General features: G+C 61.0%; 24 protein-coding genes. 10 read left to right on the top strand and 14 right to left on the bottom strand.

Annotated features, from left to right (window positions below; translation table 11 throughout):
* Window positions 1-108 precede the first annotated feature (108 nt).
* On the top strand, window positions 109-540 hold the full coding sequence (locus tag V1283_RS08295) for a nucleoside 2-deoxyribosyltransferase (RefSeq protein WP_334385948.1): 432 nt from the start codon (window positions 109-111) through the stop codon (window positions 538-540).
* A gap of 386 nt (window positions 541-926) precedes the next feature.
* Here V1283_RS08295 and V1283_RS08290 read toward each other — a convergent pair whose 3' ends face one another.
* The 5 genes from V1283_RS08290 to V1283_RS08270 all read right to left on the bottom strand — a co-directional run bounded on the left by V1283_RS08290 (window position 927) and on the right by V1283_RS08270 (window position 6,543).
* Window positions 927-1,394, bottom strand: a complete 468-nt coding sequence (locus V1283_RS08290) for a hypothetical protein (RefSeq protein ID WP_334385947.1) — start codon at window positions 1,392-1,394, stop codon at window positions 927-929.
* On the bottom strand, window positions 1,378-2,304 hold the full coding sequence (locus tag V1283_RS08285; RefSeq protein ID WP_334385946.1) for a DUF2950 domain-containing protein: 927 nt from the start codon (window positions 2,302-2,304) through the stop codon (window positions 1,378-1,380). The genes V1283_RS08290 and V1283_RS08285 overlap by 17 nt, the downstream gene beginning before the upstream one ends.
* Window positions 2,301-3,971, bottom strand: a complete 1,671-nt coding sequence (locus tag V1283_RS08280; protein ID WP_334385945.1) for a DUF3300 domain-containing protein — start codon at window positions 3,969-3,971, stop codon at window positions 2,301-2,303. The genes V1283_RS08285 and V1283_RS08280 overlap by 4 nt, the downstream gene beginning before the upstream one ends.
* 120 nt (window positions 3,972-4,091) lie before the next feature.
* A complete protein-coding gene (locus V1283_RS08275; protein ID WP_334385944.1) occupies window positions 4,092-5,996 on the bottom strand; it encodes a sensor histidine kinase in 1,905 nt (634 codons plus the stop codon).
* A 136-nt stretch (window positions 5,997-6,132) separates the two neighbouring features.
* Window positions 6,133-6,543: a hypothetical protein gene (locus V1283_RS08270; RefSeq protein WP_334385943.1), complete on the bottom strand. Its 411-nt coding sequence runs from the start codon at window positions 6,541-6,543 to the stop codon at window positions 6,133-6,135.
* 329 nt (window positions 6,544-6,872) lie between these two features.
* Here V1283_RS08270 and V1283_RS08265 point away from each other — a divergent pair, with 329 nt between their 5' ends.
* Window positions 6,873-7,328, top strand: coding sequence for a hypothetical protein (locus V1283_RS08265; RefSeq protein WP_334392991.1), 456 nt, complete (start codon window positions 6,873-6,875; stop codon window positions 7,326-7,328).
* A gap of 43 nt (window positions 7,329-7,371) precedes the next feature.
* On the top strand, window positions 7,372-8,172 hold the full coding sequence (ppk2, locus tag V1283_RS08260; protein WP_334385942.1) for a polyphosphate kinase 2: 801 nt from the start codon (window positions 7,372-7,374) through the stop codon (window positions 8,170-8,172).
* 48 nt (window positions 8,173-8,220) lie between these two features.
* On the opposite strand, the gene V1283_RS08255 is transcribed toward ppk2, so the two are convergent.
* Together V1283_RS08255 and V1283_RS08250 are read right to left on the bottom strand one after the other, a co-directional pair.
* Window positions 8,221-8,658 carry a hypothetical protein gene (locus V1283_RS08255; RefSeq protein ID WP_334385941.1) on the bottom strand — a complete coding sequence of 146 codons (438 nt, stop codon included), beginning with the start codon at window positions 8,656-8,658 and terminating at the stop codon, window positions 8,221-8,223.
* Window positions 8,659-8,816: 158 nt separating this feature from the next.
* A complete protein-coding gene (locus V1283_RS08250; protein WP_334385940.1) occupies window positions 8,817-10,490 on the bottom strand; it encodes a SulP family inorganic anion transporter in 1,674 nt (557 codons plus the stop codon).
* Window positions 10,491-10,722: 232 nt separating this feature from the next.
* On the opposite strand from V1283_RS08250, the gene V1283_RS08245 reads away from it, so the two are divergent.
* Window positions 10,723-11,619 carry an alpha/beta hydrolase family protein gene (locus tag V1283_RS08245; RefSeq protein ID WP_334385939.1) on the top strand — a complete coding sequence of 299 codons (897 nt, stop codon included), beginning with the start codon at window positions 10,723-10,725 and terminating at the stop codon, window positions 11,617-11,619.
* A gap of 27 nt (window positions 11,620-11,646) precedes the next feature.
* The gene (locus V1283_RS08240; RefSeq protein WP_334385937.1) at window positions 11,647-12,270 is read left to right on the top strand and encodes an invasion associated locus B family protein; all 624 of its coding nucleotides are present in this window, start codon (window positions 11,647-11,649) and stop codon (window positions 12,268-12,270) included.
* A gap of 12 nt (window positions 12,271-12,282) precedes the next feature.
* Here the strand turns inward: V1283_RS08240 and V1283_RS08235 are convergent, their stop codons facing one another.
* Window positions 12,283-12,657, bottom strand: coding sequence for a response regulator transcription factor (locus V1283_RS08235; RefSeq protein ID WP_334385936.1), 375 nt, complete (start codon window positions 12,655-12,657; stop codon window positions 12,283-12,285).
* Window positions 12,658-12,788: 131 nt separating this feature from the next.
* Window positions 12,789-13,421 (bottom strand): response regulator transcription factor, encoded by a 633-nt coding sequence (locus tag V1283_RS08230; RefSeq protein ID WP_334385935.1) that lies wholly within the window; start codon window positions 13,419-13,421, stop codon window positions 12,789-12,791.
* 302 nt (window positions 13,422-13,723) lie between these two features.
* On the opposite strand from V1283_RS08230, the gene V1283_RS08225 reads away from it, so the two are divergent.
* Window positions 13,724-14,407, top strand: a complete 684-nt coding sequence (locus V1283_RS08225) for a helix-turn-helix domain-containing protein (RefSeq protein ID WP_334385934.1) — start codon at window positions 13,724-13,726, stop codon at window positions 14,405-14,407.
* On the opposite strand, the gene V1283_RS08220 is transcribed toward V1283_RS08225, so the two are convergent.
* Both V1283_RS08220 and V1283_RS08215 read right to left on the bottom strand, forming a co-directional pair.
* Window positions 14,385-14,843: a potassium channel family protein gene (locus V1283_RS08220; RefSeq protein WP_334385933.1), complete on the bottom strand. Its 459-nt coding sequence runs from the start codon at window positions 14,841-14,843 to the stop codon at window positions 14,385-14,387. The two genes, V1283_RS08225 and V1283_RS08220, sit on opposite strands and share 23 nt — an antisense overlap.
* A 68-nt stretch (window positions 14,844-14,911) precedes the next feature.
* Window positions 14,912-15,460 (bottom strand): phasin, encoded by a 549-nt coding sequence (locus V1283_RS08215; RefSeq protein WP_334385932.1) that lies wholly within the window; start codon window positions 15,458-15,460, stop codon window positions 14,912-14,914.
* A 47-nt stretch (window positions 15,461-15,507) separates the two neighbouring features.
* On the opposite strand from V1283_RS08215, the gene V1283_RS08210 reads away from it, so the two are divergent.
* Genes V1283_RS08210 through V1283_RS08200 form a run of 3 tightly spaced genes read left to right on the top strand, consistent with a single transcriptional unit; the run spans window position 15,508 to window position 17,291 of the window.
* Entirely contained in the window at window positions 15,508-16,155 is a 648-nt protein-coding gene (locus tag V1283_RS08210; protein ID WP_334385931.1) for a CoA transferase subunit A, read from the top strand.
* Window positions 16,156-16,158: 3 nt separating this feature from the next.
* On the top strand, window positions 16,159-16,809 hold the full coding sequence (locus V1283_RS08205) for a 3-oxoacid CoA-transferase subunit B (RefSeq protein ID WP_334385930.1): 651 nt from the start codon (window positions 16,159-16,161) through the stop codon (window positions 16,807-16,809).
* 23 nt (window positions 16,810-16,832) lie between these two features.
* Window positions 16,833-17,291, top strand: coding sequence for a MaoC family dehydratase (locus V1283_RS08200; protein ID WP_334385929.1), 459 nt, complete (start codon window positions 16,833-16,835; stop codon window positions 17,289-17,291).
* 17 nt (window positions 17,292-17,308) lie between these two features.
* On the opposite strand, the gene fabI is transcribed toward V1283_RS08200, so the two are convergent.
* The 3 genes from fabI to V1283_RS08185 are packed head-to-tail and all read right to left on the bottom strand — an operon-like array spanning window position 17,309 to window position 20,285.
* Window positions 17,309-18,100: an enoyl-ACP reductase FabI gene (gene fabI / locus V1283_RS08195; protein WP_334385928.1), complete on the bottom strand. Its 792-nt coding sequence runs from the start codon at window positions 18,098-18,100 to the stop codon at window positions 17,309-17,311.
* Entirely contained in the window at window positions 18,097-19,311 is a 1,215-nt protein-coding gene (locus tag V1283_RS08190) for an acetate/propionate family kinase (protein ID WP_334385927.1), read from the bottom strand. Before V1283_RS08190 ends, fabI begins: the two co-directional genes overlap by 4 nt.
* 5 nt (window positions 19,312-19,316) lie before the next feature.
* Window positions 19,317-20,285, bottom strand: a complete 969-nt coding sequence (locus tag V1283_RS08185) for a phosphate acetyltransferase (protein WP_334385926.1) — start codon at window positions 20,283-20,285, stop codon at window positions 19,317-19,319.
* Window positions 20,286-20,619: 334 nt separating this feature from the next.
* Here V1283_RS08185 and pflB point away from each other — a divergent pair, with 334 nt between their 5' ends.
* Window positions 20,620-22,893, top strand: a complete 2,274-nt coding sequence (gene pflB, locus V1283_RS08180) for a formate C-acetyltransferase (protein ID WP_334385924.1) — start codon at window positions 20,620-20,622, stop codon at window positions 22,891-22,893.

Below are 22,893 nucleotides of genomic sequence, written 5' to 3'. Positions count from 1 at the left end.
GATACGCGAAATCTAACCATGTCGCTTCGGGGCATTTGCGTCGATTTTGGCATCTCCGCGCCACGTCCGATTAGGGGTAATCTCGGAAGTGCAGTTATACGCGTTGCCATGAACCGCCGCCCCCGCTTGGGCTTCGCCGACTACGATATCGTTCGCGCGGCGGTGGAGCGTCTTCAGGCTGATCGTAATGGTGCGGCAAAGGGGGCTATTTTTTCGGCCGACATCCGCGCGATCGATCGATGTGACGATTCTCGTAATCGTTATGGACGCCGGGTAATCGACGAAGGAGCGTGCTTTGAGCTCGGATATGCCTACAGTCGCGGAAAGATATGCCTCGAGGTAAAAACGGACGTCCGGTCGCTGCTTCCTGTCGGCGACAACCCTATGATCGATTGCGCGCTTCGTAAGATATTCCGGGATGTTGATTCTGCTTGTGACTGGATTCGACGTCGGCAGTGGGAACAGCACATCAGCTGCACTCGTTCTATTCTCAGGCGGCCAAGATTCCGCGACGGTTCTCAACCCTCGAAACGAGCGTGACAATTTAGGAGTGGCGTACGCGCTAATGGGGGACACCTTGGGGGCCGCATTGGGGGACATCGCACCGCGAGTCCTCGACAACTCACTGATATTACTAAATTATATTAAGGCTCGGGTGAGTGGCGGAGAGAGTGGGATTCAAACCCCTAATTGTCCGGATGCCCTTGGGTTCTGACGCAACACACCGAGCAAATCCAGAGGCACCCCTCTGCCCTGCCCCTGGACTTGTCCCTCGGACCAAATTCTAACGAAAAACACCCGATAAATTAATGTGTTAGTAGAGGAGTTCGAATCTCTCCGAGCGCGCCAGCAAAAACAACCACCTAGCAAGGCGAGTGTTGATGACGGAAACCGCACTTCTGCCGACGAGCCGCAGCCGGGCAGGCTCACTTCAGTGAAATCCTGACCTCGCTGAGGTTCGCCGCGAACTCCATTCCTGCCCGGGGTCCTTGCAGGCCGATCCTTACGCCTTTCTCATTCCCCAACTGAACGCCTCCGAATCCGCCAACGAAAGTGCCCCCGCTGCCAACGGAGCTGTAGGTGCCGGCAAAGTCGCTGACCTGCCTTATACCTGAAGCCCACCCTTCCAGGCGGCTGACCGATGCCCCAGCCGTAACACCCAGGCTGAGACCGGACACTCTGAACGGATAGTTACGACCGCGATACGTCAGGACGCCGCTGCCGCCACCGGCGCCCACCATCAGGCCCGCCTTCACCAACTTGACCCGGACATAGCCGGGCGCCTGCGCGAGCGCCGATGTCGCCGGAACGGCGGATGCGAACGCCGCGATCGCCGCCAGGTACGCCGCGATCTCGCGCAGCAGAACTCGCCTGCTCTCAGGGTTTCGCGGCATCGATTTTCTTCCAGGTCTGATCCGGATCGAACAACATGAGGCGCTTGGCGACGAAGTCGGTCCGTTTTCCCAAATCCTTCTGGTAGACGGTGCCGGCATGATTGACCAGGAAGGTCATGACGCCGGAATTGCCGTACTCGGCAGGCCAGGCGATCAGCGCGAAGCCGCCGATCATCTTGCCCTTGACGACGTAGTTGAGCGCGCCGCCGGGTGCATCGGGCCCCTGCGCCTTCAGGATTCGGAAGTAATAGCCGTGGTACGGAGACGGCTCGTCCCCGGCCCTGTACCCTTCGGCTGAGGCCTCCGCCGCCAGCGCACCGAGCGGGCTCGGGTCGCTGTCGTCGCGCCAGAACAGACCGTCCTTCTTGCCGGGCGTCGAAACGATTCGTTGCGCGTAGACACCCGCGCCCTCGCCGCGATCCTTATCGGCATATTCGTTCTGGGCATCGACATAGGCGAGACTGGTCTGGATCGCGTCGAGCTCGTTGCGGCCGATACGGCGATACAGTATCTCCTGTCGCCCCGCGACGGCATCGAATTCCCAGCCTGTTCTGTTGTTTACCAAAGGTATCGGAAATGCAAAATCGTCCGCGCCCAGGATGAGCGTCGCTGTTTTGTTTCCTTCCACCTTGATCGAATGCTTGGTGTCATAGGTGGAGATGAACGCCTTGCGCGTCTCCGCGTCTGCAACGTCGTCGCCGGACTCGATGATGTCTTCGGCGCCCCCGCCGAGCACCTTGAGAATCTCCCGCTTGGTGCCGGTCTTGACCGCGGCAGCCAGCGCGGCCGCAGCGTCCTCCGGCGAGGGATAGGACTGCTGGGCCTGGGACACTGAGCTCATCAGGGCCAACGCCATGATTGCAGCAACGCTTGCCGACGCAGCGCGATGCAATGATGTCAAAGCGGTCATGGCGACACCTCCACGGGGATCTTGGCGCCGCCCGCAAGCCAATCGTGATAGGTGCGGAACGTCAGTCCGAGTTTCTCGTAGTAGACCCGCAGGTATCCGTCGCCAGCGCGCGTCACCGCATCCGGCATCACGCCTTGCACCTCCTGCGCCATTACGCCGACATAGGCCTTGCTGCTGCCAAGATAGCTGAAGCGGTAATAGCCGAGGCCGTTGGCGAGATGGCCGAGCAGGACGACGTCATGCTTCAGCGCGATGTCGGAACGACGCCCGCCGCCGCCACCGCCGCGGAAGCCGCCGCCACCACCTCCGCCACGGAAGCCGCCACCTCCACCGGCAAAAGCCGCACCACCGCCGCCGCCGCGCGGCATGCTCGCCATGCTGGACCGCCCGCGCGACGATGCCGCCGCAGCGGCGCGGCCGGACGATACGTTCATCGCACCACCGCGATTGCCTCCGCCGCCGCCGCCACGATTGGCGGCTCCGGCGCCGCCGCGGTTGGCTGCCTTCGCGCGATCACCGCCACCCTTGGCGCGATCGCTACCACCTTTGGCGCGATCACCCCCGCCCTTGCCACGGTCCGCAGCGCCTGCGCGATCGCCGCCGCCGGGCCGGTCACGCGTGCCTGCCCGGTCACCACCACGATCTCCGGCACGATCGCTTGCGCGATCTCCCGCTCCCGCTCGATCTCCTGCACGGTCTCCCGCACCCTGGTTCGGACGCAGCACCTGCTGTCCGTCGCGGCCGCGGAAATCCATCCGGTTGGAAGCGCCGGCCTTCAGGTTGTTGTTGCCGAAGCGCTGTTGAACATTGACGTTGTTGTAGCGCACGCCCTGGCGATGCGCCGCGTTGTGCTGCCAGCCATTTCCGATGTTGGTGGTGCGATGGTTGACATAGACGTTGCGGTTGCCCCAGTTGCAGCCGCCGCCCCAGTAATTGCCCCAGCGCCCGATCGCCCAGGCTGTGCCAAAGGCAAGACCGGCCGCAACCACCCCCGCGCCGATATAGGACGGGTAGCCGAAATAATAGGGTGGATATTCCGTGTAGGGCCAGGCTCCGTAGACCGTGGCCGGATCGTAATACGGCACGTAGACCGTATTAGGGTCGGCCTGTTCGATCACGACTACCTGCTTGCTTTCCTGGGTCTTGACGCTGACCTTCTGCTGCTTGGTCGTGACCAGGTTCTTGTTGTCATAGGCCTTGGTGCGCAGCCGCTGAATTGCATCCATCACGTCCGGCTGCTGAGCGAGGAAGGCATCGCCGAGATTCTTGGTCCAGTCGACCTTGTCGCTCATCATGGTCAGGACGTCCGCGGTGCTGGCCAGCGCCTTGACGCTGTCGTCCCAGGACTGCTTCTCGACCTCCGTCCTCAGCGCATCGCCCTTGAGCGACTTGCGCTCCTTCAGCCAGCGATCGGCCTGCACCACTTCCAGCGGATAGGTCGACGCCGCCAGCACATTTGCCAGCAGTTCGTCGGGATAGAGCGCAATCGGCGCAACCAGGGCTTCGAGCTGCTCGGACTTCAGCAGCTCTGCGCTCGGCGGCGATTGGGTCGCCGGCTGCGGCGTGCTGCTGGGAGCAGGCGGATTGTCGGCCGTTTGGGCGGAGACGGCGACAGGATTCGCCATCAACAGCGCAAGCGCGATCAGGGTCTTGCCGCAGTGAAACATCACACCCTCCTTAGACTTCGCGGCAAAGCATCGGTCCGAGGCGGGGTCGTTCTTTGATAAAGATCAAGGAAACCGATGGCCGCGCCTTGCTGCGGCGCAAGAGCAGCGTGGCCGCGTGTATCAGACCGAAGGTGATCGACCGCGGGTGATCGGAAGCTTGATCGTGAAAAGCGCACCGCCCGACGGCTGATTTTCCGCAAAAACCTGTCCGTGATGCGCTTCGACAATGGTGCGGACAATCGCAAGTCCCATGCCCATACCTTGCGACTTTGTCGTGAAAAACGGATCGAAGACATTCCTGAGATCGCCGGTCGCTATGCCGGGACCGGTGTCGCTGATCCTGATTTCCGCGCTGGTGCCCGAAAGGTTCGTGGTTACGCTAACTTCGCGCTCCGTTGCCTCCGCTTCGGATATCGCTTCCATCGCGTTGACAATCAGATTCAGAACGACCTGTTGCAGCTGAACAGCATCGCCCTTCACGTTCAGGTCAGCCGAGGTCGTGCCGCATTTAAGTGCGATCTCGCGCCCGTGGGCCACGGCTGTGACAAATCCGATCACTTGCCGTACCGTCTCGTTCAAGTCGATATATCTCATTTCAAAAGGTGTCTTCTTCAGCACGCTGCGAAGCCGGCGTATCACTTCGCTGGCGCGCTGATCGTCACGCCTGATGTCAGCGAGGATTTCCCTCACTTCATCGAGATCGGGTGAAGAGCTCTTCAGCATGAGTTCCGCCGTTTCGGCATTGGTAAGAATAGAGCCTAGCGGCTGGTTCAGCTCATGCGCGATAGAAGTCGTCAGTTCGCCGACTGTCGAATGGCGGTTGAGGTGTGCAAGCTCCACCAGGCGTTGACGCGATTCGACTTCGGCGAGATGGCGGCGACGCCGTTCACGCAGCAATCCGCCGATCAACGCTCCCTGGATCAGGATTACGATCGCAATCAACGACAGCTGCCAACCATATTTTTCCCAGGTGCGGGGCTCACGAAACAGGACTTCGCTTCCCGGCGGCAGGTTGCTCTTGCTGATGCCCCAGCGCTGCATCTCCCGCCAATCGTATTTCGGAGACGCAAATCCTATTGGCTGCACCTTGATATCGCCCGGCTTCTCGCCACCGAGGATTCGGATCGCAGCATTGGCGGTCTTCCGGCTGGTTTCATCGATCGAATGCATCGGGCCGCCGACGGTATCTCCGCCGAAAAACGCTTCCTGGAAGGAAAAGATCGGGGCGTTCGCGACCGCATGGAGACCGCGCAAGGCGATATCGCCTTCATGGGTGACACCTGCCGCGTCGACCGACATCAAGCCCCAGAACAGGACCGTGTGCGGTGGAAGCGCCGTCGCCCGCTTCAGGATTTCCTCAAATGACAGGTCCGCGTACCAGACGAATGCGACCCGGCTTTCGAAGGGCTTCGCTTCCTTCTTCGCTTCATTGAGCCAGAAATTCTCCAGAGGCGAGGCGCCGACGATGACGGCAATTGTCTGTGTATCCGGGAGGACCCGAAGAATGCTGCCGAAAAACGCTGAGAAGTCGTTGTAGACCGAGATGACGGTATCGTTGTTCGTCTGAAGCGTACGGTCCACCAGCCGCTGCTCGACCGCCGTCAGCACCATGGGTGCCTCAGGGAAGAGCTGTGCGCGATATTTCTGGACAAATCTGGCCGCAGGCGCCCCAATGCTCAATACGATGTCGGGTGGACGGTCAGCGTAGAGCGACCGTAGATAGTCGACAAACGGTGCCTCCGGTCCCGGGTTGTCAAACCGTGCCGTCAGCAACGTGTGCTCCTGAAGCTCCAGCGGCCATTGCGATTGCCGCGCGAGCTCCGCCTTAATTCTCAGGGCATATGCGCTCCAGGGCCGGAAGTCCCGCCCGAAAGAGTGCAGCATCAGCACGCGTTTGGGTTCTCCGCGCGGCGTGCTGCTTGCCGGTCCGGGCAGTATGGCAGCCAGGACCAGCAGACAGGCGCAGAGAGGAGCGGCCAGAACCGACCAGCCCCGGTTGATCGCTCCGATCGGGACGCCACTCATCCTCTAACCCCGGCAGTCCGAACGGCTGCATTCCAGCACATTTCCAGCGCCAGCGCACGGCAGCCAACGGTCTCAGCCGGGCAGGACGACGCCGTCAACAGCGCGTCGTGACCCGGCCACAGGCGTCCACGACCTACTAAGGTGCCGGACAGCGCGCGTATTTGATCTCCATGCCATCCATGCCTGGGAACATGCGGATGACGTTGTTGGCATCCGCCTCCCGCAGGCTGAACTGCACACTCTGTAGCATGATATCGGAAGCGCAGGCCGCGACCATATTGATCGTCTTGCCGTCATCTTTTCGCGCCTTGATGCGGCAACGCGCGAATTTTCCGGTAATCTGATCGCCCTCGATAATGAAGCCGCCGCCATAGACGTCGGACATGTCGCTGAAGGTCACCTGGGTGCCCTTGCGCGTGAATACTTTTGCGCAGTTGTCGGCATCGCTGGCCCAGGCGCCGTTGAGGTCGAAGGCTTTGGCGGAGCCGGGCATTGCGATGCCGAGCAAAAGCACCACAGATGCGGCATTGAATGAGAGAGGCTTCATTCTGTTTTCCCTTAATGACCAGCACTAGCGTCTTGATCGGTAGCAGCAACGCCTGGATCCGCAGCAGCGGTGCATGAACGAGTCCAGTCGCCCATCACCACCATCGGAAGATCCGATCCGTCGGCGCCGGGTGCGAAAAACGGCAGGTGATGGGGGGCGGCCGGATGCATTTGTTCGCTCAAATTTCTTATCCCGTCCGGGCGTCAGGACGCCCTGGACGGTGGCTTCACCCGGGCGCGGATTGCTTGATTTGGATCAACGGACCGTGGTCGACCGGACTTAGCCTCATGGCAGTGCTGACCCCTATATCCACCCAGGAGCCATCAGCCATGCCAGACAGCATCGATCATCTCATCCCCAGTGCGAACCAGATCCGGAAGGAAGCGGCCCTCAAGGAGGCCGAATTGGCGGATCAATATGCCCGCCTGGCCGCCGCCGCTGATGCCGAGAAACGTGCGCTGATCGAGCGGCTCGCCCGTCCGTCAGGCAAATCCGAGGAGGAGAAAATCCAGCTCGCCTCGACCATCATCCAGCGGGCGGTGCGAAACGGATTGACCGAAGTGCAGGTTTATCGGTTCCCCAACTCGCTGTGCACAGACAAGGGCCGCGCCATCAATCAACAGGAAGCTGGTTGGGAGAACACGCTGACCGGGATTCCGAAGGAAATATTCCAGCTCTGGACCGACTATCTGAAACCGCGGGGCTATCGCATCGGCTACCAGATCATCGATTACCCCGGAGGTGTTCCGGGCGACATCGCCATTACCATTGCCTGGGGAGACTGAGGACCAAGCGGCCGAATTCGACCTGAAACGCCAGAGGGGAAGCATGCCAGCCGACAAGCCCGCGGAGAGGATGAAGCGCAAGGACTATGAGAAGGAGCTGGAGAAGCTCCAGGTGGAGCTCTGTCATCTCCAGGAATGGGTCAAAGCCGAAAAGCCGAAGGTGATTATCATTTTCGAGGGCCGCGACGCCGCCGGCAAGGGCGGCACCATCAAGGCATTGACCGAAAAGGTGAGCCCGCGGGTGTTCCGTGTCTGCGCCCTGCCCGCGCCGTCCGACCGCCAAAAATCCCAGATGTTCATGCAGCGCTATATCGAGCAATTTCCGGCGAGCGGCGAGATCGTGATTTTCGACCGCAGCTGGTACAACCGCGCCGGCGTGGAATATGTAATGGGCTTCTGCAGCCCGGCGGAACACAAGCGTTTCCTGGAATTGTGTCCGTTGGTCGAGAAATTCGCCGTGGACGCCGGCATCGTCCTGATCAAGCTGTGGCTGGAGGTCGGGATGGAAGAGCAGGAACGCCGCTTCGAGGCACGCATCGAGGACCCTCTGCGGCAGTGGAAGCTGAGCCCGATGGACACCGAGTCGTTCGGGCGCTGGTACGATTACTCGCGGGCGCGCGACTTGATGTTCGAGGCGACCGACACGAAGCACGCGCCGTGGCGGCTGATCCGCTCCGACGACAAGCGACGGGCACGGCTCAACGTCATCTCGCACATCCTCAAGACGATCCCGTACAAGAAGATCGCGCGGGAGAAGGTCAAGCTGCCGAAGCGAACCCACAAGGGCCGCTACAACGACCAGGCCAGCCTGCGCCGGATGAAGTTCGTCGAGGAGCGGTACTGAAGCAAACCAGGCCGCGCAACGCCGCGGCCTGGTCGCCTCCCACTTACTTCAACCCTTCAATCGTATCGTGACCCCGCCGACGGCGGCGGACACTTCCGCGCCGACCCTGGGGCCGCTGAGCTGCAAGATCACACCGTTGCCGTTTTGGAGCTGAACGGCCCCGGCGCCCGCGGCAATGGCGCCACCTGCTCCGCCTACCGCGTAGGAGCCTTCGATCGAGGCCGGCCCCTTCAGATTGAGCGCACGACCGACAAACTTGGTGGTGGAGGCGCCGATCGTGAAGCCTACGCTCATGCCCGAGACGGTGAAGGGATATCGCTTGCCGCGATAGACCAGCACGCCCTCGCCACCGCCGACCCCGACGATGAATCCGCCTTTGGTGAAGACAACGACGACCTGGCCGGTTTCAGCTCGGGATGGTGCGCTGAAGCCGGCGACGCCCGCGAGCAAGGCGAACAGAGCGGCGAGGATCGCAAATTTTCGCATGACTTTCGTTCCTTCTGGTTGTGACAATATGCTATGCGGACACTGAGGGCTGTTTGGTCGACACTGGTGCCGGTCCCGGCGCCGTATCTTGATCCAAATCAAGCGCAGCCTGATCTTGCGAGCGGCGCCTCGCGTCCGCGCGCCGCAGTGCAGCAAGGTCAATCGTTTCTCAAATCGCCGAGCAAACTGTCCATTCTCCGGGTCCAGTTGGCGCTGTCGGTCTTTTCCGCAAGGCCATCAGCCTGCAAGACATCGCGGACTTGCCCGCGGGCGCCGACGATCTGGAAGGCGATGCCGCGCGAGACGAGTTCACCATGGAGGTCGTGCAGCATTTTCGCACCCGCGAGATCAATAAAGGGCGATGATGAGAGGCCGCAGACGACAAGCTTGATGTCCGGCGCTATGTGGACCCTTGCCATCACGGTCTCCATCACCGTTTCGGCATTGATGTAGAGCAGCGAGGCTTCGGGACGGAATGCGATCACATCCGCCAGCGGCTCGACGTCAGGGTGCCGCGCGCTGTCGGCATAACGGCCGGTTCCCGGCAGGCGGCCGAGGATCGCAACGTTCGGCTGCGAGGCGCGCGCAAGCAGCAGGAAAATGGAAGCAATTGCCGCCAGCAGGATGCCCTGAAGAATGCCCAGTATCAGCACGGAGACGAGGGCGATCGCCGCAGCGTAGAAGTCGATCCGGCTGATACGCCACATTCGCATCAGCGCGGCGATGTCAACGAGCTTGTAAACCGCTGTGAAAACGATAGCGGCGAGTACCGCCTTGGGCAGATTGGTCAATAAGCCCGTGAGAAAGAGCAGGCAGATCGCCAGCGTGGCCGAACAGATGACAAGCGCGAGCGGCGTCTTCGCGCCCGCCTGGTCGTTGACGGCGGATTGTGACAATCCGCCCGCAACGGGATAGCCATGGCCGAACGACACCGCGAGATTGGCAGCGCCCAGCCCCAAAAACTCCTGCCGCACATCGAGAGAGTAGCCATGCTTCGCCGCAAAACTTCGTGCAGCTGAGACGCCTTCGACATAGGCGAGCAACAGGATGCCGGCGGCCAGGGGAAACAGTTCATCGAATTCCAGCAGCCCGAAGGTCGGCATGGCAAAGCTCGGCAAGCCCTTCGGGATTTCGCCGGTGACGGGAATGCCCAGCGCCGGCAGGCCAAACACCGTCGCGACAACGATCGAGAGAATGACGACGGCAAGTCCCACCGGTCTGCCGGGCAACAGGCGTTCGCCGAACAGGATCAGCAGGATCGCAACAAATCCGATCGCGAACACGATCCAGTGGACGCCGCCGAGTTGTCCAACAAGCGTAACAACACGATCGAAGAAATTTCGTCCGCCGCCGGCAACGCCAAACAGGCTTGGCAACTGCGTCATGATGATGGTGAGCCCGGCGCCCGCCTTGAAGCCGACCAGAATGCTGTCGCTGATCAGGCGCACCAGCAGGCTGAGCCGGAAAATCCACGCAATCAGGCAGAGGACCGCAACCGCAAGGGCCGCCATGCTCGCAATCTGCGCATATCGGACCGCATCGCCCGCCGCGAGTACGCCGACCGTGGCTGCGATCATCAGCGAGATCGCCGAGGTCGGACCGACCGCAAGCTGCCGCGACGAGCCCAGCAGCACATAGCCGATGCCGCCCAGCATGTAGCCATAGATACCGATCTGCGGCGGCAGGCCGGCAAGCGCGGCATAGGCCAGCGACACCGGGATCGCATAGGCGGCCAGCGTGACCCCGGCAATGATGTCGGGGCGAAGCCAGTCGGCGCGGTATTCGGCAAGCCACTGCGCCGGTGGAAAGAATTTCAGCCAGTTCGATTTCATGGCGGCCTCTTGTGCAGGTGTCGAGATGGCCGCCGGCGAAGTCCAGGGTCTCCCCGCGGCACATTGGCGGATCAAAGGCACGCATCGCGGATATGCTTGGGTTGATCGGGCCCACAGACGCCGCTCTCGCGCCAGTCCGGGTTGATCTGAATCAATTGTTTCTTGGAATTTCGGCCGTCAGATCGCAACGCAAAGCGACCGGGGAAACGCCAATCGGCTGAGGGAGAGAGGGATGCGGTGCCGATACCTTTCGATCAGACGGCTGTTCGCGGCAACGATGCACATGCTGGCCGCCTTTGTCGCGCCGGCACAAGCGGAGGACAAGCCCGGACCGGTCCGCATTCAAGAGGAGATCTGGGCGCTGCCGCTGCCGCTTCCGATGTTCGCCTATGTGGTCCGGCCGATCGGTGACGGGCCATTCCCGCTGGTGATCATGAACCACGGCGTTTCGCTCAACCCAACTCAGCGCAGCTTCTTCCCCCTCGTCGAGTTTCGCGACGCCGCCAAATGGTTTGCCCAGCGCGGCAATCTCGTGGTCGCCCCCGTCGGATCGGGATACGGTGCGTCCGCCATCGATATGTCCGAGCATGGAATCTACGGCCCGTTCTTCTCGAAGGTCGGAAAGTGCAGCAATCCCGATTTCCGTGCTCCCGCGCTGGCAATTGCGCAAGCTGATCTCTGGATCATCGACTATCTGACGGCCGAAAAGCGCGTTGTGCCAAAGGACGTCATCGTCGTCGGGCAGTCCGCCGGCGGCTGGGCCGGGATCGCGCTTTCAAGCCTGAACCCGCCACCGGTCAAGGCCATCATCATCTTTGCCGCCGGCCGCGGCGGCCGTGTTGACGGCAAGCCAAACAACAATTGCGCGCCGGACAAACTGGTGGAGATGACCGGCGAGTTCGGCCGGACATCGCGCATCCCAATGCTGTGGATCTATATCGAGAACGATACCTTCTTCGGCCCTGCCCTGTCGAAACGCATGCTCGAAGCCTTTACCGCGGCCGGCGGCAAGGCCGAATACCATTTGATGCCGCCGTTCGGCAACGACGGGCATTTCTTTCTCGGCTCTCCCGACGCCATCCCGATCTGGTCGCCGCTCGTGGCGAAGTTCCTGGATGCACAGAAATAGGCGAAGCCGAAATCTGGAGGTGCAGCCATGACGGTCACGCATCAAACCGAACTGCAGCTGAAGACAGCCTACGCGAAGCATTCCTTCCGGGCGCTCTTGTTGGCCGTGCTCACGAGCATCGTGTTCGACCAGCCAGCCGCATCGCAACAGAACTCGGCCGCCGTGCCCACGGGGGCCGAAATGGCCCCGCGTGGGCAGCGCGAGGTCAAGGATGTCACTTATGGCGACTGGAAGAAGCTCTGCTTCAAGCCGGTTGGCACCAAAATGCTGTGCCGGACTTCGATCACCGGCACGTTCCCGACCGGTCAAATGGCAGTGCGCCTGGATATCATCGAGCGCGAAGGTGACGACGCCAGGCGGCTACAGGTGTTTTGCCCGGTCGGCATGTACCTGCCAAATCCAGTCAAGCTTGCTGTCGATGGAGGCAGCCCCTATCGCGTGCCCTATACCTGGTGCCTCACTAACGGCTGCATCGCCGGCACCGTCGTCGACCCGTTGCTGCTCGAGAAAATAGGTACGGGACAGATGTTGCGGCTGGAGTTCATGGATTCAAACCTGTTGTCGCTCACGACGTCGCTGCCGCTTGGCCAATTCGCCATCGTCCACAAGAGCGCGCCCGCACAGACGTTCGAACAGGACATTGATGAATGAGCCGAGGATCGCCTAAGCAGCGGTGGCGTGCACTTTTTCAATGGGTTCGATGAGCGACAGTGCGGCAAAAGGTTTTGTCAGGTAGGCGACACAACCCGACTCGATTGCGGCCGCACGGTTCGCTTCGCTGTCGTTGCCGGTAATATAGATGACCGGCAGGCTTACCCCGCTACCCGCGAGGCGCCGGCACAGCTCGATGCCGGATTCTCCATTCAAGTTGATGTCCAGGATGAAGCAAAACGCCTTGTCGAAATCGCCGTAAGTGAGCAGCGCATTGGCCGACTCGAACAATGTTGAATGGAAGCCGTGAACTCTCAGCAGACGCTTGATGCCCGTGCGCATCGACTGGTCATCGTCCACGATAAAAACGGAACTGCGGGCTGGCACGATGTTGCTCCACCCAGGGGTTCAACGGTTTGTTTCATTGCGCACCCATTCTGCACATTGTCACAAGACCTTCATATTGTCCTTACGTGCAAGGTCGTTCGGCAACCAAACGCGTTTGCTGAATATATCGATCACCTGCTTGGATCGCGGTCCGGATCCAGCATGCCAAGCCGTTCCGCATTCGAAACCAGTTCGGCGAACGAATGAACCTGCATCTTCTCCATCACCTGGTGGCGATGAGCTTTCACCGTTCGCTCGGTCGTTCCCAGCTCGAAAGCGATTTGCCTGTTGATCTTGCCGCGGATGATCAGATTGAAAACCTGTCGCTCGCGTGGCGTCAGGGTCGCCACCAGCCGGCGAAGGGAACCGAGCTCGCTCTGTTGATGGCGTGTAGTCTCGTAGCGCGCCATGGCGCGCTCGATTGCGTCGATCAGCTGTTCTGACGATGCCGGCTTGGCCAGGAAATCCTCGGCGCCTGCCTTGACGGCGCGCACGGTCGTCGGCGTATCGGCATACCCGGTAACGAAGACGATCGGCAGCGTCGAACCGCGCTCGATGAGGCGGCTTTGCAATTCGAGGCCGCTCAAGCCCGGCATCTGCACGTCGAGCAGGATGCATCCAGGCTTTTGAGCGTCCGGGAGGCGATCCAGCAATTGTTGGGCCGACGAATAGGTTTCGACGTCATAGCCCGCCAATTTCAGCCGGCGCGCGACGGCCGTTCTAAAGGAAGCATCGTCATCTATGACGTGAACAAGGCCAGGCAACTGCCCCTCCTCGCTGTTAAATCAAAACAATCGAAATATCTCTGCTCGATTCCCCGAAGCACCAAAAGGGAGCTCCTCCTCATCCCCAAGTTCATGCGTGACCCTGTATCCTCACGCGACGACTAGCCATTGCCGACCTGTCCTTTGGTACAATGAACCATCAGACAATAGTTAAGAATGCTTCCGTGGTCGAAGATACACTCGCAATGGTAGCGGGACAGCGGCGGCACATTTCCGCTCGATGAGAAATGCGTTTCACAAGTTAAGTAAAAGACACCCAACGACTAGTCAGGAGTTGGCCCATGTTCCTCCGCATTACGACCGATCCGGCCCCCCGTCCCACCTCTCTCGGCGAACTCGGAATAGCGAGTGAATCCAATCCAAAAGTCAGTTTAAACGAATTTACCTACAAAAAGGGCGTCGAAATCTACGGCGAAAAGGAGCCTGCGGACTACGTGTATCAGGTCAAGATTGGTGCAGTGCGAAGTTACAAGCTGCTTTCGGACGGTCGCCGCCAGATCGGCGCGTTTCACCTCGTCGGCGATATCTTCGGACTGGAGAATGGGACCGAGCACCGGTTTACGGCGGAGGCGATCGTCAACACCACGGTACGCCTGATCAAGCGGCGCAGCCTCGAGATAGCGGCCAATAGCGATGCCATGGTCTCGCGAAACCTGCTCAGCATGACCACGAGCAACCTGCAGCACGCGGAAGACCACATGCTTCTGCTCGGCCGCAAGACTTCGCTGGAGCGGGTCGCTGCCTTTCTGATCGAGATGGACCGACGGCTGACGGCAGCCGGCATCATGCCACTGCCGATGTCCCGGCGTGACATCGCCGACTATCTGGGCTTAACACTGGAGACCGTGTCCCGCGCGCTGTCGCGGCTGCATGAACTCGACATCATCGGATTTATCGGCAGCAATCAACGCCAGATCGTCCTTCTGAACCGCCCGCAGCTCGTTAGCCTCGATCTGAATAACTGAGCCCCGGTTTGCCCATCGACGCAAGATGCTCGACCGTCTTGCGTAGCACTTCGAACAGGACGGCGGTTGACCAGCCGAACATCAGGATGCCGTTCATTGCGGTCATCGGCCCAATCAGCCGCCACACCTCCACAGGCGTAATATCTCCGTACCCGAGCGTGGTGTAGTTGACGAAGGCGAAATAGAGCAGATCGCTGCCGTCAGGCGCCGCGCCTACGGCCGCATAGGCCAGCGCCCAAACGAAGACCTCCAGCGTGTGCGCCACCATCAGCGCCGCAGCGGTCGCGACCATCACAAGCATCAAATGCAATCTCGGCCGCTCGGTGTGCCGCAGCCCCGCGAAGCGGGCAATGCCGACCGCGCCGACGGTCACCAGCGCATGAATCATGATGCTGATCACGCTGACGATGCAGCCGACCATAAATTGAGCCACCATAACCGTCCCACGCTTGATCGGGCCGACAGAGGCATCTTCGAGCGCCTCGGCCGGTCCTGCAATTGCGTTCAGCTCTTTGGGGTAAAGACACCCGTCGCAGCTTTCATGGCAGACTCACCCATGCTCCTCGCATGGTCGGTCAGCGATCGCATCTGTTCCTGGAAAAATTCGGACTGGATCCTGGTGGCGTCCTGCATGTCCTTGGCTTGAATCAGCTTATCGCCGAAATCGAATGTTGCGGTGACATTGCGCTGCATGTAGTCGCAGAACTGCTTGGCCTGGCCGGCGACCGGCAGTGGCGAGGAGCCCAGGCCCTTTTCGAGCAGGTCAAAATACTCCGCGCTGGCCTTTCGAAGGCGCCCGTTGGTTTCGGCCAGCATCGTACGGATCTTGTCGGCGGAAAGGTTGGCGTCTGACATGACTAACTCCTCTTTTTGCAGGACGAATTGATTTCGACTTCGTTCGGAGCCCTCCGAACCATGCTCCAAAATAGCCGGCATAGAGCGCTGGCATGGGCGGGAGCGGTCGAAGGCGTTGGCATTACCATCCAGCGCGCGGAATAGCAGAAAGCCTTGATACAGATCAAAGGAGCGTTCTCGGCCTCTTATCAACATCATCGTCGCTTCCGCACTTTCACCGACCGCTTGCTGGCTGGAGGTTCAACATGAAGGCCGTCTCCGTGGAAGAAGCCGTTGCGATGATCCCGGCCGGGGCGAGCATCATGGTTGGCGGCTTCATGGGTGTCGGGACACCGGAGCGCTTGCTCGACGAGCTGGTGCGGCAGAAGAAGTCGGGCCTTTCCTTGATCAGCAATGACGCGGCCACACCCGGAAAAGGCGTCGGCAAGTTGTTCGAGGGCGCGCAGGTGTCACGCATGATTGGCACCCATATCGGGCTCAATCCCAAGGCGCAGCAGCAGATGCTAGGCAAACAGATCACCGTCGACCTGATCCCGCAGGGTACCTTCGTCGAGCGTATCCGAGCCGGCGGCTGCGGCCTCGGCGGCGTGCTGACGCCAACCGGCGTCGGCACCCTTGTCGAGGAGGGCAAGCAGAAGATCGATGTGAACGGGAAGACGTACCTGCTGGAGACCGCGCTGCGCGCCGATTTCGCGCTGGTGCACGCATTTCTGGCCGACTATGCCGGCAACCTCTCCTACGCCCTCACCGCGCGCAACTTCAATCCGGTGATGGCGATGGCAGCCGACACGGTGATCGTCACCGCCGAACACATCGTTCCGGTCGGCGTCATCGCGCCCGACCATGTCGTGACCCCCGGCCCCCTGGTCGATTACCTCATCGCGAACGGGTGACCCATGGATGCACAAACCATCATCGCCCGGCGCGTGGCGCAAGAGCTTCGGCCCGGCAACCTCGTCAATCTCGGCATCGGCATTCCGACGCTGGTCGCGAACTACGTGCCCGAGGGAATGAACGTGTTCTTCCAATCCGAGAACGGCCTGATCGGCACCGGTCCCATCCCCGAGCAGGGCTTGGCCCATCCATTGCTGACCGATGCCGGCGGCAGGCCGATCAGCGCGCTGCCGGGCGCCGCCACCTTCGACAGCGCGATGTCGTTCGGCCTGATCCGCGGCGGCCATGTCGACATCACGGTGCTCGGCGGTTTGCAGGTCGATGCCGGTGGACGCCTCGCCAACTGGATGATCCCCGGCAAGATGGTGCCGGGCATGGGCGGCGCCATGGACCTGGTCAGCGGGGCCAAACGCGTGATCGTCGCCATGCAGCACGCGGCCAATGGCAAGTCCAAGATCGTCGCCAAATGCAACCTGCCATTAACTTCGGCGCGGCCGGTCGATCTCGTCGTCACCGATATGGCGGTGATCGCCTTTCCCGGTGGCAAGGCGACGCTGCAGGAAACGGCGCCCGGCGTCACCGTCGCCGAGGTGCTGGCGGTGACGGAGGCCGAGCTCACCATTCCAGACAGGGTCCCGGAAATGAAGCTGTAACGCGCGAAGAACGGGTCAAAGCCATGCAGATTTTCAACGGGTTCGAGGAGCTGAAGGCCGCCGTCGGCACGGAGGTCGGCGTCAGCGACTGGATCGAAGTGACGCAGGACCGCATCAACAAGTTCGCGGAGGCAACCTGCGACGAGCAGTGGATCCATGTCGACCAGGAGCGTGCGCAAGAGGAGATGCCGGGCGGCAAGACTATCGCTCACGGCCTGCTGTCGTTGAGTCTGACGCCGATGTTCATCCGCTCGGTGATGGGTCTGAAGGGGCTGAAGAACACGTTGAATTATGGCGCTGACCGCATCCGATATCTCGCGCCGGTGCCGGCAGGCTCAAAATTGCGCGGCCGCGTCAGCATTGCGGAAGCCGAGGAAGTGCCGCCCAACGGCTTGCGCGTCCATTATCGCGTAGCGATCGAGATCGAGGGCGGCAAGCGCCCCGCCTGCGTCGCCGAGGTGATCGGCCTGCACTACAGCTGAAGCAAAAACGCTACGCCTCAATCGATGATGTGATAGCCGCCATCGATATAGAGCACGCTTCCCGTAATCAGCTTGGCGCCGTCGAGCGCGAGGAACGCAGTCGCCTTCCCCACATCGTCGATACTGACCAGACTGCGCGTCGGCGCCTGCGACTGCGCCTTGTCCATTAATTCGTCGAACTCGGGAATGCCCGACGCCGCGCGGGTTGCCAGCGGTCCAGGCGAGATGGCATGCACGCGAATGCCTTTCGGACCGAGTTCGGCCGCGATGTAGCGCACCGCAGCCTCGAGGGCCGCCTTCGCAACGCCCATGACATTGTAATTCTTCACCACCATCTGACTGCCATAATAGGTCATGGTGAATATGGTGCCGCCGTTCTTCATCAACGGCTCGGCCAGATGCGCCATTCGCATGAACGACCAGCAGGATACGTCCATGGTCTTCTGAAAACCCTCGCGGTCGACGTCGACCACGCGGCCGTGCAGCGCACCCTTCGGCGAGAAAGCGATGGAGTGCAGCAGGAAATCGAGCTGGCCCCATTCCTTCTCGATCCTCTCGAACACCTTTTCGGTTTCGCCGTCGACCATGACATCGAGCGGCATGAAGATTGGCGACTCCAGTGCCTTGGCCAGCGGCTCGACATGCTTCTTCGCCTTTTCGTTCAGATAGGTGACGGCAAGATCGGCGCCCAACGCCCGAAACGCCTTGGCGCAACCCCACGCGATGGATTGATCGTTGGCAATACCAACGACGAGCCCCTTCTTGCCTTTCAACGCGACCTTGGTCTCGGGAAATACCGGGATGTTCATGACACTCTCTCGCGTTTCTGGTTTGGCGTTTGCCGATTCATCAGCAGCGCCAGCGTGTGCTGCGCAATCATCAGCTCTTCGTCGGTAGGAACGACATAGACGGGAATACGGCTGTCGGATCGCGATATCTTGCTGGCGTGCCTGGCATTCTCCGCCGGATCGAGCACGACGCCGAGCCAGGCCAGCCTCTCGGCAATGCGGGCCCGGATCGTGGCCGAGTTCTCGCCGATCCCGGCAGTGAACACGAAGGCGTCAAGGCCCTGCAGCGCCGCCGCGAGCATGCCGGCGTTGAGGCCGACCCGGTAGACGAAATAGTCGATCGCAAACGCCGCGCGCGGCTCCGCGCTCGTCTCGAGTTCACGCATATCGTTGCTGACGCCCGACAGCCCCTTCAGGCCGCAGTCGCGATAGAGGAAATCCTGCACCTTCGATACCGAGACGCCCTTTTCCGCGATCAGATACAGCACCACGCCGGGATCGAGCTGGCCGGGGCGCGTTCCCATCGCGAGCCCGTCCAGCGCCGTAAAACCCATGGTGCTCTCGACGCTCTTTCCACTCTTCATCGCGCACATCGAGGCGCCGCTGCCGAGATGGGCGACAATCACGCGCCCGCCGGCAAGGTCGGGCGCAACCTGCGGCAGGCGCCTGGCGATATACTCGTAGGACAGGCCATGGAAGCCGTAGCGCCTGATGCCTTCTGCATGGAGCTGGTGCGGGATCGCATAATGGTCCGCCAGCGCATCGTGATCGCGATGAAAGGCAGTATCGAAACAAGCCACCTGCGGCAGAGCCGGAAAATTGTTCAGGAGCGTCCTGATCGGCGCGAGATTGTGTGGCTGGTGCAGTGGCGCCAGCGAGACATACCGCTCCAACCGCCCCACCACCCCGTGATCAATCAACACCGGGCGCGCATGGTCAGGCCCGCCATGGACGACGCGATGGCCGACGGCGATAGGGGTGATACTGCGTTCGTCGCGCAGCCACGCGCCTGCGACAGCCATCGCGGCCGGCACATCGGCCACCGCCTCGATCGGATAGGCGCGATCCGCCATCGGATCACCGCTCGGGCCGCTCGCGCGAAGCCGCGGACGACTGCCGATGCCGTCCATCTGGCCCTTGATTTGCCGTTGTAGCTTCCCCTCTCCCTCGACCGAAAAGACCTGGAACTTGACGCTTGAGGAACCTGCATTGACGACGAGGATCGTGTCCATGGCGATCACGCGACTGTTGGAGCGTTTTGACGTCGTGCGTGGGCATAAAGCCCCGCCACAGCACAGGACGCCATCCGTGCGCGGGCTGAATCCGCGCGCGAGGTCAGAACGACTGGCACCCGGGCGCCGACTACAATCCCAGCGCTATCGGCCTTGGCGAAGTAGGCGAGATTCTTTGCCAGCATGTTGCCGGATTCAAGATCGGGAACTACCAGGATCTGCGCACGGCCTGCGACCTCGGACTTGATGCCCTTGATCCGCGCCGCCTCCATGTCGATGGCGTTGTCGAATGCCAGCGGCCCATCGAGCAAGCCGCCGGTGATCTGGCCGCGGTCGGCCATTTTGCACAGCGCCGCCGCCTCGATCGTCGACGGAATCATGGCGGTGACGGTTTCGACCGCCGACAGGATCGCCACCCGCGGGGTCTTGCCGAAGCCGGCCTGGTTGTAGAGGTCGATGGCGTTCTGGATGATGTCCTGCTTGGCTGCGAGATCCGGAAAGATGTTGATCGCCGCGTCCGTGACGAAAATGGTCTCGGCATAGGCCGGTACGTCCATCACGAATACATGGCTGATGCGCCGGGCGGTGCGCAGGCCACCCACCTTCGCCGTCACTGCGCGCATCAGTTCGTCGGTGTGCAGGCTGCCCTTCATCAGCATTTCGCCCTTGGCGGCGTGAATCAGTTCGACGCCCTTGGCGGCGGATGCCTCGCTATGCGTGGCATCGACGATCTCGAAGCCGGAGATGTTGAGGTCGTATTTGCTGGCCGTCTCCCTGATTTTCTTTTCGGGTCCGACCAATACCGGCCGGATGATTCCGGCCGCCGCACTGTCGACGGCGCCGCGTAACGAGGTTTCATCGCAGGGATGCACGACAATGGTCGGCGCCGGCGGCACCGCTTGGGCCGCCGCGATCAGACGGTCATATTTGCTGGCTGAATGCGTTTCCACTGAACTGGCTGGCATAGGGGTCATGATGTCGCTCCGGATCCTTTTTTGGATCAGGCGCGCCGTTCACCAGCCGACCTTTGATCTAGGTCAATGGTTCGGCTCCTCTTGTCTTCCTTCATCAATCCCAGCTTGACGCCCGTCCGACATCGACGCTCCGGCTGCATTGAAATGCAATGCGTGTCCAAAGCTCCCGTCGCCGGGGGCAGCCTCGCTTGGGAGATGTCGTTTTCTTTGTTTGACATAGATCAAGCGCCGGAGAGCCGGCGCTCCGATCCTTGGGTTGCCTCGGGCAAGAAAGTGCGGCGGTTCCGGATCGAACGCCAGCGTCAAAGTAACCAAAACCACTGGGAGATCGACCATGAAGGGAAGCGCAGCTCTACGGAAGCAAGCCGATGCCGGCGATTGTTGGAGCGGCTTTCGGCCAGGGGACTGGACCACCTCCATCAATGTTCGCGATTTCATCGTCCGGAATGTCACGTCCTACACGGGAAACGAGGACTTTCTGGCAAAACCATCGCAGCGTACAAACGCCGTTTGGGCAAAACTGCAGCCTTACTTCGCGGATGAGCGGAAGAAGGGAGTGCTTGCCGTCGATACTCAAAATCCCTCGACGTTGCTTGCGCACAAGGCCGGCTATATCGATCGCGACAACGAAGTGATCGTGGGTCTACAGACCGATCAGCCCTTCAAGCGGGCGATCTTCCCGTTTGGCGGGCTCCGGATGGTGGAGGCTGGCCTCAAGGCCGCGGGCTTCGATCCCGATCCGCACGTTCAGGAGGCTTTCACGAAATACCGAAAGTCGCACAACGACGGCGTATTTGATGCCTACACGCCGGAGATCATGAGCTGCCGGAGGTCGGGGATCATTACCGGTCTTCCAGACTCCTACGGGCGCGGGCGGATCATCGGCGACTATAGGCGCGTGGCTCTCTATGGGGTCGACCGGCTCCTCGAGGCAAAGCGTGTCGAGCGGGAACAGATCGACGACATGTGGCCGACCGACGAAATCATTCGATCGCGCGAGGAGCTGTCCGAACAGATGCGCGCGCTGAAAGACCTGGCCTCGATGGCGAAGCTCTACGACTGCGACATATCAAAGCCTGCCGCGAATGCGCAGGAAGCCTTTCAGTGGACTTATTTCGCCTACCTGGGCGCCATAAAGGAAGCCAATGGCGCGGCGATGTCCATCGGACGGATTTCGAGTTTCCTGGATATCTACATCGAGCGCGACTTGAAGAGCGGTGTTCTGGACGAGGCGCGGGCGCAGGAGCTCTGGGATCAATTGGTGCAGAAGCTCCGGATCGTCCGGTTCCTGCGGACGCCTGATTATGACGCGCTGTTCAGCGGCGATCCCTACTGGGCGACCGAATGCGTCGGCGGCATGGATCTGGATGGGCGCGCCCTGGTGACCAAGAGCAGCTACCGCATGCTGCACACCTTATACAACCTCGGTCCGGCGCCCGAACCGAACATCACGGTTCTCTGGTCGAACCAAATGCCGGCGGCATTCAAGCGCTACTGCGTCAAGGTCAGCCGCGACACGTCCGCCCTTCAGTATGAGAACGACGATCTGATGCGCCCGTTCTGGGGAGACGACTACGGCATCGCCTGCTGCGTGTCGGCAATGCGTCTTGGCAAGCAGATGCAATTCTTCGGCGCCCGCGTCAATCTCGCAAAGGCGCTGCTCTACGCGATCAATGGCGGCCGCGATGAAGTATCGGGCGATCAAATCGCCCCGCAGACGCTGCCGGTCGCGGGCGACTTCCTTGACTACGATGACGTGATGGCCAAGTTCGATACAACAATGGAGTGGCTAGCGCGTACGTACGTGCACGCGATGAACTGCATTCACTACATGCACGACAAGTATTTCTACGAACGGCTGGAGATGGCTCTCCACGATCGCGACGTTCTCAGGACCATGGCATTCGGCATCGCCGGCCTTTCGGTGGTGGCCGACAGCCTCAGCGCGATCAAGTATGGAGAGATCCGTGTCGCCCGCGATGCGACGACCGGGTTGGTCGTCGACTATCAGAACGAAGGGAACAAGGCGACGCCGCAATTCGGCAACAACGACGACCGGGTCGATCAAATCGCGTCGGAGATCGTCACCAGCTTCATGGGGAAGATACGAAAACACCCCACCTACCGCAACGCGACGCACACCCAGAGCGTGCTCACCATCACTTCGAACGTGGTGTACGGCAAGGCTACGGGAAATACTCCCGATGGTCGCCGGAAGGGCGAGCCGTTCGGGCCAGGCGCGAATCCGATGCACGGCCGGGACAGCCACGGCTGGCTCGCCTCCTGCCTGTCCGTCGCAAAGCTTCCCTACAAGGACGCACAGGACGGCATCAGCTACACCGTCTCCATCGCTCCTCAAAAGGCGCATTTGTCCGAAGGCCAGCTTCTGGACGAGGCCGTCAAGGCTTTCGACGTCTACTTCGAGCGAGGTGGCTTCCACATGAACTTGAACGTGATCGACAGAGAGAAGCTCGAGGACGCAATAAAGAATCCTGACAAGTACCCGCAGCTCACGATCCGTGTGTCGGGCTACGCCGTGAACTTCGTTCGCCTGACGCCGGAGCAGCAGAGAGATGTGATCAGCCGTACTTTCCACGGCCAAATCTGA

The sequence above is a fragment of the Bradyrhizobium sp. AZCC 2262 genome, from assembly GCF_036924535.1.
GTDB lineage: Bacteria > Pseudomonadota > Alphaproteobacteria > Rhizobiales > Xanthobacteraceae > Bradyrhizobium.
The sequence above is the reverse complement of the archived record's forward strand: the minus strand, read 5'-3'. Positions and strand labels throughout refer to the sequence as shown.